This window comes from Allocoleopsis franciscana PCC 7113, assembly GCF_000317515.1.
Classification (GTDB): domain Bacteria; phylum Cyanobacteriota; class Cyanobacteriia; order Cyanobacteriales; family Coleofasciculaceae; genus Allocoleopsis; species Allocoleopsis franciscana.
This window is the reverse complement of sequence record NC_019738.1, coordinates 5,352,171-5,365,412: the sequence shown is the minus strand read 5'-3', so window position 1 is coordinate 5,365,412 and position 13,242 is coordinate 5,352,171. Positions and strand designations below refer to the sequence as shown.

7 protein-coding genes are annotated in these 13,242 nt (G+C 46.2%); 3 read left to right on the top strand and 4 right to left on the bottom strand.

The annotated features are described in order from the left end of the window. Positions 1 to 54 precede the first annotated feature (54 nt). Complete coding sequence (gene thrC, locus MIC7113_RS22025; protein WP_015184395.1) at positions 55 to 1,170, top strand: threonine synthase; 1,116 nt, start codon at positions 55 to 57, stop codon at positions 1,168 to 1,170. A gap of 135 nt (positions 1,171 to 1,305) precedes the next feature. On the opposite strand, the gene MIC7113_RS35515 is transcribed toward thrC, so the two are convergent. The 4 genes from MIC7113_RS35515 to arsB all read right to left on the bottom strand — a co-directional run bounded on the left by MIC7113_RS35515 (position 1,306) and on the right by arsB (position 6,723). After that, a protein-coding gene (locus MIC7113_RS35515; RefSeq protein ID WP_390463838.1) for an IS5 family transposase occupies positions 1,306 to 2,747 on the bottom strand; the annotation gives its coding sequence in 2 pieces (ribosomal slippage) (positions 1,306 to 2,313 and positions 2,316 to 2,747; 1,440 coding nt in all). A 206-nt stretch (positions 2,748 to 2,953) separates the two neighbouring features. Further along, the gene (locus tag MIC7113_RS22010; RefSeq protein WP_015184394.1) at positions 2,954 to 4,864 is read right to left on the bottom strand and encodes a PAS domain-containing sensor histidine kinase; all 1,911 of its coding nucleotides are present in this window, start codon (positions 4,862 to 4,864) and stop codon (positions 2,954 to 2,956) included. Beyond that, on the bottom strand, positions 4,843 to 4,971 hold the full coding sequence (locus MIC7113_RS38735; RefSeq protein ID WP_256374768.1) for a hypothetical protein: 129 nt from the start codon (positions 4,969 to 4,971) through the stop codon (positions 4,843 to 4,845). Before MIC7113_RS38735 ends, MIC7113_RS22010 begins: the two co-directional genes overlap by 22 nt. A gap of 444 nt (positions 4,972 to 5,415) precedes the next feature. Next, positions 5,416 to 6,723, bottom strand: a complete 1,308-nt coding sequence (gene arsB / locus MIC7113_RS22005; RefSeq protein WP_015184393.1) for an arsenical efflux pump membrane protein ArsB — start codon at positions 6,721 to 6,723, stop codon at positions 5,416 to 5,418. Between the two features lie 207 nt (positions 6,724 to 6,930). On the opposite strand from arsB, the gene MIC7113_RS22000 reads away from it, so the two are divergent. Together MIC7113_RS22000 and MIC7113_RS21995 are read left to right on the top strand one after the other, a co-directional pair. Beyond that, on the top strand, positions 6,931 to 10,392 hold the full coding sequence (locus MIC7113_RS22000) for a two-partner secretion domain-containing protein (protein WP_015184392.1): 3,462 nt from the start codon (positions 6,931 to 6,933) through the stop codon (positions 10,390 to 10,392). Between the two features lie 41 nt (positions 10,393 to 10,433). Then, the gene (locus MIC7113_RS21995) at positions 10,434 to 13,202 is read left to right on the top strand and encodes a CHAT domain-containing protein (RefSeq protein WP_015184391.1); all 2,769 of its coding nucleotides are present in this window, start codon (positions 10,434 to 10,436) and stop codon (positions 13,200 to 13,202) included. The last annotated feature ends 40 nt before the right edge of the window (positions 13,203 to 13,242 follow it).

Below are 13,242 nucleotides of genomic sequence, written 5' to 3'. Positions count from 1 at the left end.
TTTTTTTCCCCCTTCCTTCTGCCCACTCCCTACTTCAAAACTTTTGCAACGATTGTGGCTTCAACTCTGTCTGCTGCCGATTCCTCTGCCTTTGAGGGCACCGCTCCCCGGCGTCTGAACTGGTCGGGTTTAATTGAGGCATACCGTCCCTATTTACCAGTAACCGATTCGACTCCAGTGGTTACATTGCTGGAGGGCAACACGCCGCTGATTCCTGTCCCAATGATCGCCAAAATCATTGGCAAAGGGGTACGGGTACTGGTGAAATTTGACGGACTCAATCCCACTGGGAGCTTCAAAGACCGGGGGATGACCCTGGCGATTTCTAAGGCAAAGGAAGCCGGAGCTAAGGCAGTCATCTGCGCGAGTACGGGTAACACCTCGGCATCAGCCGCCGCCTACGCCCGTCGGGGTGGGATGCGGGCATTTGTCTTGATTCCCGATGGGTATGTGGCTCTAGGGAAGTTGGCGCAGGCGTTGCTTTATGGGGCAGAGGTGCTAGCGATTAAGGGAAATTTTGACCAAGCCTTGAACATTGTCCGGGAGATGGCAGAAAGTTATCCTGTCACCCTGGTTAACTCGGTTAATCCCTATCGCTTAGAAGGTCAGAAGACAGGCGCGTTTGAGGTAGTAGACAATTTAGGCGATGCTCCGGATTGGCTGTGTATCCCAGTTGGAAATGCGGGGAATATCACAGCATATTGGATGGGCTTTTGTCAATACCATCAGCAGGGAAAGTGTAACCGATTGCCTCGGATGATGGGATTTCAAGCCTCTGGAGCCTCTCCATTAGTGACCGGTCAAGTATTTACGCATCCGGAAACTGTAGCGACAGCGATTCGGATTGGCAACCCCGCGAGTTGGGAAAAAGCGCTCGCCGCACAACAAGCGAGTCAGGGACAATTTAATAGCGTTACCGATGCCGAAATTCTCGAAGCGTATCGGTTACTCGCCTCTCAAGAAGGAATTTTCTGTGAACCCGCCAGTGCCGCATCAGTTGCTGGCTTATTAAAAGTCAAAGACCAAGTTCCCGCAGGGGCAACAATAGTGTGTGTGCTGACGGGTAATGGTCTAAAAGACCCGGATACCGCAATCAACCATAGCAATAACCAGTTCAAACCAGGAATTGAGCCAACTACGGCAGCCGTGGCTCAGGCAATGGGACTGTAAAGATTAGTCAATATTAATGTTAGATAGGGCTTGCTGAATAAGTCGGCGAAAAACAACCGATGGATTAATCAGTTATTTAATCCTGGAATAATAATGAGCTTTTGTTGTTGTTAATTCCCACAAGCATAAGCCGAATTAATAGTTATCGAGAAAAAAGGCGTGATGTTGTGTATTGCACAAAAAAAGACAAAAAAACTGCCGTAGCAGGGTGGAAAGATTCATGACTAAAAAAGTGATAGCAATAGCCGTTTGAGAAGTATGAGGCAGTTTAGCCATGACGCGATTCAAGCTAAATCTTCGCTTTGAGATGCCAAATTTTCCTTCAATAGCATTGCGAACCTTCTCGTCGTCTAAGGCTTGTTTCTTTTTGTCTGAGCTGACATTAGCTGGAGGTCTGCCTAAGGGGGGGCCACTTATTCTAATCCCTCTTTCTTTACAGAATGCTCGATTCTCGCGATTTCGATAAATTCTATCTACATGTACTGATTCGGGATAGACTCCTGTGTGCTGTTTAAATGCTTCTATTTGGGCTTTTAAGTCTCCGGCTTCATTAAAGTTATCCCAGCTTATACGGTCTAAAAAGACATATCCATCTCTGACGCTTGCTGCTAGTTTAGCTCCAAATTCTACAGGTTTTCCGGCTTTTCCTCTCACAATTGGACGGATATGGGGCTGACTTAAACTGACTATTCTGTCGTCAATTCTCTGGGCTTTATTCTCATACATCCATTGCTGTTGACGGTAAACTTCCGCCACCACCAGCAAGCTCTTATATTGAGAGATGCTCAAACCCTCAAGTGCTTCTCCTGTCTGAAGGAGCTGGTCAATGTGTGATAAATTTCTTTTTATATATTTCAGTTGTTTTTTTATAGCTTTTCTTCTCTCTTTTCTTGACGATCTCCGTTTTTTGGCGACTTTCAAGTAATCTTTCCGAGCGAGGTTTCTATAAGTTTTTGGCTTTTTCTTTAGTCTCCCTTTTAGGGGCTTATAGAGAGTATCTATTATCTTTTCCGTTTTGACTCTGGCTTGATTTAATAGACCCAAGTCATTGGGATAGCTGATATCTCCTGGCGCACAGGTAGCATCCAGAATTAATTTCCCTTGATTCGGGCTTTCTCTTGTTTCTTGCCTTTCTGAGAGTGAGCTTTTTTTTTAGATTCCTCCTCTGTTTCTTCCTGAATCTTCTTTACCATTCTTTGATTTATTTGATTTACTAAATCAACATTTATCCTTTCTCTAAATCTTACCAAAAGTGAGGCATCATAAGGGGCTTCGTTGCTGTAATGCTTTCTCCCTATAAAGTATTGTAAGTAAGGGTTTTCTTTTATTTGTTCTACTGTTTCCCGATCGCTTATTCCTAATCTTTCTTTGATTATTAATGAACCCAATGCCATCCGAAATGGCAGCGCAGGTGCCCCCATATCAATAGAAAAAATTTTGGCGTATTCCTCTTCAAATTCATCCCAGGGTATCAGATTTGCCATGATTACCCAACGGTTATCTTGTGATAACTTTCCCTCAAAGGGCAGCTCAAAGTTTTCCGGTGGGGTCGGGCTTGAGGAAGCTTTTCTGTACATTTTCCCTGCTCTTGGTACAAGGATTTTGTGGGATTCTACCAGATTTCCTGGGAGCTGAACAACTTTCAAGACCGCTCAAACTATTTATAGCTAAGGGTTTCCGGTTTTTACAGCAAACCCTAGATACTTTTAGGGGCATGAGAAAAATCGTGCCCCTATGCTGATGCTATGGATACCCAACCGAGCCGGTAGGGGACACATGAACATTAGGCACATTGAGACAGACTGGCTGACAAAGCGACCTGACGAACGGGAAGATAAATCACGAACTCGGCTCCCTTTCCAGGTTCAGAGACACAAGTCAATTGACCACCATGGTGGTCTACGACAATTTGATAACTAATCGATAAACCCAAACCCGTACCTTTACCCGGTGGTTTTGTGGTAAAAAATGGCTCAAACAGTCGGCAACTAATATCCTCACTCATCCCTGGACCATTGTCAGAAATCCGAATCACAGCATGAGGAATTTTCTCTGGAGTCTTCCCTTCTAGGAGTGCTGCCTTCATGTCCTGAACGCCAGTGGTAATTGTGATTTGGTAATTCGGTTTTCCTGGCTCAACGGATGCCTGCAAAACATCAATTGCATTCGTGATCAAATGCATAAACACCTGATTCATTTGCCCTGCAAAACATTCCACGAAAGGCAGAGTCCCATACTCTTTGTTCACCGTAATCTCTGGATACTCTTCAGAGGCTTTCAATCGGTGTCGCAAAATCATCAGGGTGCTATCGAGACCTTCATGAAGGTCTACCGGCTTCATTTCGGTTTGCTCAGTCCTCAAGAAATTCTGAAGAGATAAAACAAGCTGGCGAAGACGGGTAGCTCCTACCTTCATGGAGGATAGCAGTTTTGGCATATCGGCCATCAAGAAATTCAGGTCGATAGCGTCCAGTTCTGCCTCAATGGCTGGGGCTGGTTGGGGATAGTGTTGGAAATAAAGCTCCACCAAGCGCATTAAGTCGTTGATATAACAACTGGCATAATCCAGGTTGCCGTAAATAAAACCGACTGGGTTGTTGATTTCATGGGCAATACCCGAAATCACCTGTCCCAGCGTTGTCATTTTTTCGGTGTGAATGAGTTGAGCTTGGGTACGTTGGAGTTTGCCCAACAGAGAGGTGGCATGTTGTTTTTCTGCCTCCAATTGCTGAGCTTGCTGTTTCAAACGAGCCTTCGATTGTCGTAAAGCCGCCTCTGTGCGCTCATGCTCTGCAATCTCTTGTTTCAGGAGTTCATTCGTCCGGGTTAATTCTGCTGTTCGTTGTGCAACTCGTTTTTCCAACTCGTCATGGGCTTGTTGTAGCTCTTGTTCAGCCAGCTTGCGCTCCGTAATATCCCGTGTTACCCGCACAAAGCCGCTAAGTCGTCCGTCTTCATCTCGTAAGGCGGTAATCACAACATTAGCCCAAAATTTTGACCCATCCTTGCGGATTCGCCACCCTTCATCCTCAAAACGACCTTGAAGCGCCGCTATTTCTAACCCGTGCAAGGGTCTGCCGAGTTCAATATCCTTTTCGGTATAAAAACAGGAAATATGTTTACCGAGAATCTCGGACGCTTGATATTGTTGGATGCGTTCTGCCCCCGTGTTCCAGCTCACAATGCGACCCGCTGGGTTCAGCATGATAATCGCATAGTCTTTGACACCCTCAACCAGTAAGCGGAAATGTTCTTCGCTTTCTCGTTGTGCGGCTTCTGCGCGTCTACACTCGGTATTATCACGAGCCACTGCGTAAATTAATTGCTCGTCTTGGCAGGCCGCCACATTCCACAACAGCCATTTGTATGAACCGTCTTGGCAACGGTAGCGATTTTCAAACTGTACTGTTCTTGCCTCTGTAGTAAGCTCCTGTAATCGTTCCAGCATTGCTGGTTGGTCTTCTGGATGAATCAACTCAATCCATCGTTGGCTCAAGAATTCTTCGGTGGTATAACCCAAAGTTTTCTCACAAATAGAGTTGAGTTGCTTGAAATAGCCGTCAAACCCCACGATGAAAAACATATCCAACGTGAGAGTGAACAGTTTATCCAGAGAGCCACAAACGAAATGCTTCGGCTCTGCTTCCCTGCCGTTACTCTGGGTACATAGGGTTAGTGCAGTTTGGGTTGCCATTGCTTACTCACATGATTAATTAAACTCAACTCCTCTCGGATTTTCCGAGAGCGATTCAGCAGCATCGAGAGCAGCAGTCCATCGCCTGCTCTACATCGCCTAGTCACTACACGGTTTGCAAAACGCTCGCACAACGATTTGCTTGATTTTACGCCCCTGCTCCTGAAGCAGTGGTTGAGAGGTAAGCAGATACACCCAAAGTAATGAAACTTTCAATTCTTTATCACTAGTTTAAAGCCTAGAACTAGCTTTTCCGATAAATTAATAGTAATACATATTCCTTAAATGATTGTTTAACATTGCTTAAATCATTGATGTTTTCTATAGCTAGTAAAGTGATCCCGCGTTTTTAAAGTGTTGAGAATGTGTTTTCCCTGCCACTTTTTTTCTTTATTCACTAAATAAATTTCCAGGGCTACAATTCTTGTTCTCTAATCCCCTTATAGATCACAGGCGATTGCATCAAGTGAACCGTCCCTATAAGTAATCGCCTTAGAAGTTAATACACCGTAATGTAAAGTGAGTAATCACTCTCCTCTTTCGTAAGACACTTATGCAATAAGCCAGGGTAGCCAAATCGCTAAACTCAGTAAACTGATGAACAAAACAGGGATGGTGAGAATGAAAGCGAGGGGAATATATTGATCCCAAGCGATTGGTCGTCCTTTACGGGCTAGAATATTCAGCCAGAGGAGGGTGGATAGGCTGCCAATCGGCGTAATTTTGGCTCCCAGATCACAACCGATCACATTGGCATACACCATCACTTCTCGAACGGATGGCTCGATCCCCAAGACATCTTGAATCGCTAGAGAATTAATCAGTACGGCTGGGAGATTATTGCTCACACCAGATAGCAGAGTCGCCAAGAAACCCGTACCCACCGCGACTTGAGTAAGTCCCCAACCCGATAGCTGCTGCAACGACTGGCTCAGCAGAGTGGTTAACTCTGTATGACGCCAACTGAAAGCAAGAATTGACATCCCCAGACTGAACCCAATGATTGACCAGGGAATTTCACGCCCAATCTTCCTGATAGAAAAGATGGCGGTATTATCCTGGTGAAACCAACGTCCGGAGATGGCTAGCATCACCAAAGCACCGCTCACGGCAAGAGAAGAAATGGGGACACCCAAGGGTTGAGCCAAGACGTAGCCTACAAGGAGTGAACCAAGGACAGCAAAGCTCCACTGGCAAACGAGAGGGTCACGAATAAGGCTATCCGGTGGGGGCATAGGGTCAAGGTTGTAGGTAAAAGGGATATAACGATCAAAGTAGAACCAAATGACGCCCGTGCCGGTAGCGATTGCAACAAAATGCACCGGTATCATCACTAAGAGGTAGCGAAAAAAGGAAATATTAAAATAGTCGGTGGAAATCAGATTGACCAGATTGCTCACGGGTAAGGGCAAGCTCGCCGCATCAGCGATAAAACCCGTAGCAAAGACAAAAGCAAACGTGGCTTGGGAGTTAAAACCCAGTATTAGCAGCATTTCCATCAGAGTAGGTGTCCAAATTAAGGCTGTCCCGTAGTTGGTCAAGCTAGCCGTTAGTAAGGCTCCCAACACGATGGATACCAGAAACAAGAGACGCCCACGGCCCAATACGGCGTGAGCTAGCCACAGTGCCAACCCTCGAAAAAAACCTGCCTCATCGAGAATGCGGGAAATGATGATGAGAGCGATCGCAGTCAATGTAGCATTCCATACCATTCCCCAAACTATCACCACGTCCTGCCAGGTCACGATACCAGTAATGAGGGCAAGCATCGCTCCACCTAAAGCCGTAAATCCCATACTGAGTCCTCGTGGCTGCCAGATTACGAGGATGAGAGTGAGAATAAAAATTGCAATTTGCAATGGGTGAGCTCCGCTTTAGGTCATCGGGATTTTACACGGCTTTTCGGTTACGGCTAAATTAAAATTAAATAAAATTTTTAGATATTCCGAATTTATTGTTCTTGATGGAAATTAATCATTGATTTTTATTAAGTATGCATTTTTCTATAAAATCTTAATTAAAATTTGTTAGTTAAAAGGATATATAAGCAAAAAAGGAGAAACCAAGTGTCAATTAATAGCCGAGCAAAAAATGAGGAAAACGGCTCGGCAAATCTTACCGATTATTTATCTATATTTATTCTAAATAGAGCTATTTTTCTCTTAATAAATTTTTTGCTCGGTGGAGCGATCGCTTCTTTGGGAAATCCTACCCTGGCTCAAATTATTCCCGATGCTACTTTAGGGGCTGAACCTTCTGTTGTTACACCCCTTGATGACCTGGGATTGCCGATTGACGAAATCGATGGTGGAGCAACTAGAGGTACAAATCTATTCCACAGCTTTTTAGCATTTAATGTTGAGGCTGATCGAGGAGCCTACTTCTATAGTCCAGCGGGTATTCAGAACATTCTGGCACGGGTGACGGGTGGTAATCCATCCAGAATTTTGGGTCTAGTCGGTACTTTTGGTGATTCGACAGCTAACTTATTTTTGATTAATCCCAATGGGATTATCTTTGGACCCAATGCCCAGTTGGATGTGGAGAGTTCATTTGTCGCGACAACAGCCAACAGTTTGGTGTTTGAAAATGGCTTGGCGTTTAGTGCTACTGCGCCCCAATCTCCTCCCCTGCTTACCATTAATGTTCCTCTGGGATTGCAATATGGAGGTAATGCCAGAAGTATCGAAACGCAGGGGTCTAGACTCCAAGTGCTTGAGGGTAAAACCTTAGCTCTTGTCGGTGGTAATTTGCAGCTCAATCGCACGCTGTTGGAGGCTCCGGAGGGTCGAGTCGAGTTGGCGGGGGTAAGTGATTCGGGAACCATTGGATTGGAGGTTAATAACAGCAGTCTACGTTTAAACGTTCCTGAAGCTATAGCACGGACAGATGTCTCAGTTAATGGCAGCGTAATTAGGAGCCTCGGTGATGGTGGTAGCATTACCATTTATGCCGATAATCTAACCATTGACCGCAGTAGTGTTAGGGCTGGATTCGATGCCGATTTTGGGTTTAATGGCACTCAGGCAGGAGATATCACACTTGATGCCATAGGAGAGGTAAACATAGGACAGGGAAGTATCGTGGCCAACTCTGTACTTCCGGATTCTACTGGGAATAGCGGCAACGTAAATATCAAAGCTACATTTGTTTCTTTAACCGATAACGCTCAAATAGGCGCTATTACTTTCGGGCAGGGAAACGCTGGAAAAATATTAATTGAGGCCAAGGACTCTGTCTCATTGACAGGAAACACTAGTATCAGGAGCAATGTGGGTTCTGATGCTGAAGGTAACGGTGGCGACATCAATATCCAGACTCCGTTGCTTTCCTTAACTGATGGTGCTGACCTGAGTACGAGTACCTTTGGTCAAGGAGATTCTGGCAATATCACCGTGCAGGCTAACGAATCTATTTTGCTAGTAAATGGTCGAATCTACAGCGCTGTAAGAGAAGGCTCTATCGGGAAAGGGGGCAAAATCAATATACAAACTAACTCACTCTCCTTAAGTGAAGGTTCTGCTTTAGATTCCAGCGTAGAAGAAGGAGGTATCGGCTCAGGGGGTGACATTAACCTCAGCGTTGGTTCACTTTCCTTGACTGATAACTCTGTCTTGTTTGCTGATACGGCTGGGCAGGGAAATGCCGGAACTATAACCGTTCGAGCCAATGATTTTATTTCCCTTACCAGTAGCAAAATCTACTCTAATGTAGACTTTGGAGCTAACGGTCAGGCCGGAAACATTGATATCCAGACAGGTTACCTATCTCTAGTAGATGGGAGCCGTATCTCTAACAGCACCTTCGGCACAGGAAATGCTGGCAGCATTTTTGTACAGGCGAATGATTCTATCTCGCTCATCGGTGATACCAGCGCTATTATCAGTGGCGTGGCATGGGAAGCACAGGGCAATGGTGGCGACATCCAGCTTGCAGCTAAATCCCTCTGGTTAACCAACGGCGCTCAACTCTTTGCCGCCACCTTTGGAGCAGGAAACTCAGGAAATATTGCAATCAACATTTCAGATACTGTTAACCTCTCTGGCGTGGGTTCAACCACAGGCTTCTCTAGTGGGTTATTGACTAACACGGAAGAAGGTGCTGGGGGTCAGGGTGGTGATATCCGAGTTACTACCAGTACCTTGCGAGTATCGGATGGCGCAGTATTGAGTGCCGTAAGCCGGAGTTCCTTTAAGGGCGGTAATATCAATGTCGATGCCAATACGCTTGAGGTTACCAATGGTGGACAACTCCTCACCACGGCCTTCAGTAGCGGAGATGCAGGTAACATTACAGTTAATACCAGCGATCGCGTCATCCTAGCTGGCAATGATTCCACTTTTACTGCACGCCTCGCCCAATTTGATCAAGTTGATACGGATGGCTCTGCCAGTGGTTTATTTGCTAGGACTGAAGGTACTGGGGCTGCTGGAAATGTGATAGTTAATACCCCACTGTTGACTGTCCAGGATACAGCACAGGTTTCTGCTTCTACCTCCGGTGGCACTGGTGGTAGTATCGCTGTGACGGCAAATCGTTTTGAGGCTATCAATGGCGGACAACTCCGCACCACTACAGCCGGCAGCAATCAGGCTGGAAACATCACCCTAAGAGTACATGAGGATGTTACCCTAGCCGGATCTGACAGTGGTCTGTTTGCCAACACAGAGCGCGGTTCTATCGGCAACGGCGGCAGCATTCTCATTAGTAACCCCAAGACGATGGTGATTCGAGAGGGCGCAAGTGTCGCAGTGGATAGCCAGGGCGCGGGGGAAGGCGGTAACATCCAGATTCAGGCTGGTGCTATAACCCTGAACAATAATGCTTCAATCTCTGCTGAAACAGCGAGTAACGCAGGTGGCGGTATTACCCTACAGGTGCAGGATTTATTACTGATGCGTCATGGTAGCCGTATATCCACAACCGCAGGCACGGCTCAAGCTGGGGGAGATGGTGGCAATATCGCGATTGATGCTCAGTTTATCCTTGCTGTCCCTAAAGAGAATAGCGACATTACCGCCAATGCCTTCACAGGTCGAGGCGGCAATATCAATATTACAACTCAAGGTATTTATGGCCTTCAATTCCGCCCCCTCCTGACTCCGTTGAGTGATATTACCGCCAGTTCTGAGTTTGGGGTAAACGGCACTGTGCAGATTATCACGCCCGATGTTGACCCCAGCCAGGGATTAGTGAACTTACCCATTGAGCCAGTCAACGTAGAGGTTGCACAAGGCTGCCAAGCCGCTGAACAGCAGGGAGCTGTTGAGTTTTTCGATACTGGCAGAGGGGGTTTAGCACCTAATCCTTACGAACCGATAAGCAGCAGTGACATTTGGGAAGATGTACCCTCTGCCACACAGGGAACTGAACTTGAGGCTCGTGCTGTTCCTGTCTCTGCCGCACTCGCAACCCCACCTGACCAAATTGTCGAGGCTCAAGGGTGGCGGATTAACCAAAAAGGGGAAGTTGTCCTCGTGGCTGAGGTGCCTATCACTGGCACCCAACGTCGCTGTCGCCTACGCTAGCTATCCTGATTCTTCGTTTTTCAGTGTTAGAGAACCAGCCCATGAGCAGCAAATCGCCTCTATTTTGCCATCCCATTCGACTTTTGAGAAAGTCCGCGCCACGCAGGGCGTACCAACAGATAGTCAGACTAAGCCTTATAGCACTGTTGGCACTTATAACAACCTTATCTGTTCCGGCTCTGTCAGCTCAACCGATTGAAGGCACTGCTCAAGGCATTTCTCAGAGTTCCAATGCCAACTTGTTATTGCAACAGGGTATAGAACTCTATGAGACTGGACAGTTTTCGCAGGCGATAGAGGTTTGGCAGCAGGCAGTTTCTGCTTTTGTAACTCAAGGAGATAGCCTGAACCAAGCGCTGCTCTTACGCTATCTTTCATTGGCTTATCAACACTTGGGACAGTGGCAGGAAGCAGAAGGAGCGATTGCAAACAGCCTGAACCTTCTAAATAACCAGGTACAAACAGCTAACACCCAGGCATACTTAGATGTTTTCGCCAAAGTATTAAATACTCAAGGTCGCCTGCAATGGGCACAAGGACAGTGGTCAGAAGCTCTTTTAACCTGGAACAAAGCAGCCGCTACCTACGAAAAAGCAGGGAATAAAACAGGTGTTATTGGTAGTTTGATTAACCACGCCCAAGCTCTACAATCCTTAGGCTTAACCAGTCAAGCTGAGGCGGAACTACAAAAAATTGAGCTAATTCTAAATCAACAATCAAACTCTGAACTCAAGGCAACTGGATTGCAGAATCTGGGTAAAGCTCTCAGACAAGTTGGCAAACTAAGACAGTCTCAAGCGGTTTTGCTCAAAAGTCGGACAGTGGCTAAAGATTTTCAACTCTCCAAAGCGCTGGGTTCGGCTTTGCTGGAGTTGGGAAATACCGAACGCGCCTTGGGTAATAGAGCGAGCGCGATTGGTCAGGAAGAAGATGAAAAGAAGCATACTCAAGCTGCGATCGCATTTTATCAACAGGCCGCTGATTCACCTCCCCTCAAACTTCATGCTCAGTTAAATTTGCTCAGTCTTTTGGTAGAAACTGGACAATGGTCAGAAGCCGCCAAACTACAATCCACAATCCAGGGGTTGATGGTTAGTTTACCGGTGAGTCAAACAACGATTTATGCCCGACTTAACTTTGCTCGCAGTCTGACTTGTCTCCAGCCCAATCTTGACACGAGCGCGTTTTCATGCATGAGCCGCGCTCGCCAAGAAAAGCGAAGGGAACAGCTTCCCCAGCAAACCCTTGTTCCAGTTTCCTCGCCAGAAATTGCCCAAATTCTAGCCGATACTGTCCAACAGGCTCGCACTCTGAAAGACCGAAGGGCTGAGTCCTATGCTTTGGGACAGCTAGGTGGGCTGTATGAACTGACTGAACAGTGGTCAGCAGCCCAAGAACTTACCCAGAAAGCGCTCCTCCTAGCTGAGGAGAGTCAAGCTCCCGATATTCGCTACCGTTGGGAATGGCAACTGGGACGTTTATGGGAAAAACAGGGAAATCGAAAAAGAGCGATTCTTGCCTATAAAGAAGCCGTTAAAACTCTCAAATCCGTCAAGAGCGATTTACTCACCATTGACTCAGAGGTACAGTTTTCTTTTCGGGACAATGTAGAACCGATTCACCGTAAACTCGTTGATTTGCTATTAAGAACTGAGGAAAGTTCGGAACCGAGCCAATCCGATCTGCAAGAGGCGATTGAGGTTATTGATTCCCTTCAGTTAGCTGAATTGGAAAATTTTTTGAGCTGTAACCTTTCTGAGAGAGTACAGCTTAACCAAGAGGGTGACAAGGTAGACCAGAAAGCAGCATTTATTTATCCAATTATTCTGGAAAACCGCTTAGAAGTGATTGCTAAACTTCCAGGACAACCTCTAAAACACCATGTCAATTCTGTCAAACGGAGTGAGGTCGAAAAAACAGCAATTGATTTGCGATCATACCTATTAAGACGTAACCGTCCAGAAGAAGTCATCAAAAATGCCACACAAGTTTACGAATGGCTAATCAAACCTCTAGAGCCAGACCTAGAAAACACTAAAGAAGTTAAAACATTAGTGTTTGTGCTCGATGGGGTTCTGCGAAATATTCCCATGTCAGTGCTTTATGATGGCAAGCGGAAGGAGTATCTGATGCAGAAACCGTATGCGCTTGCTTTGGTTCCAGGCTTACAGCTTTTCGACCTCCGACCCCTGCAACGAGAACGGTTAGAGGTTTTGATAGCGGGAGTGAGTGAACAGCGACAAGTTGAGCAGCGAACGTTTAGCGCACTCCCCAGCGTGCCAGAGGAATTGCAAGAAGTGGGAAATATAGTACCTTCAGAATCACTGCTGAATCCCAAATTTACGGAAGCAAATCTGCAACAAAAGATTAACTCAGGAGCGTTTTCTGCCGTTCATATTGCAACTCATGGTAAGTTCAGTTCTGACCCTGAAGAAACCTATATTTTGGCTTACGATCAGCTCCTCAAAAGCAGCGACTTGAATAACTTGCTTCGGATTAACAACCAAAGTCCATCTAGGAGTGTTGAGTTACTCGTCCTGAGTGCTTGTGAGACAGCGCAAGGAGATAACCGAGCAACATTGGGGTTAGCTGGGATAGCGGTGAGAGCGGGCGCGCGGAGTGTACTCTCAACCCTGTGGCAAGTGAGCGATCGCTCTACGGCTGAATTGATGGGGCAATTCTACAAGGAGTTAACTAAGCCTGAAGTGACAAAGGCTGAGGCACTGCATCAGGCTCAGTTAGAACTCTTTAAGCAATATAAAGCTCCCTACTATTGGGCACCTTATGTTCTAGTGGGAAATTGGCTTTAGTTTGATCGATTGCCAATGACTCAGTAGATGACTTTGCTAT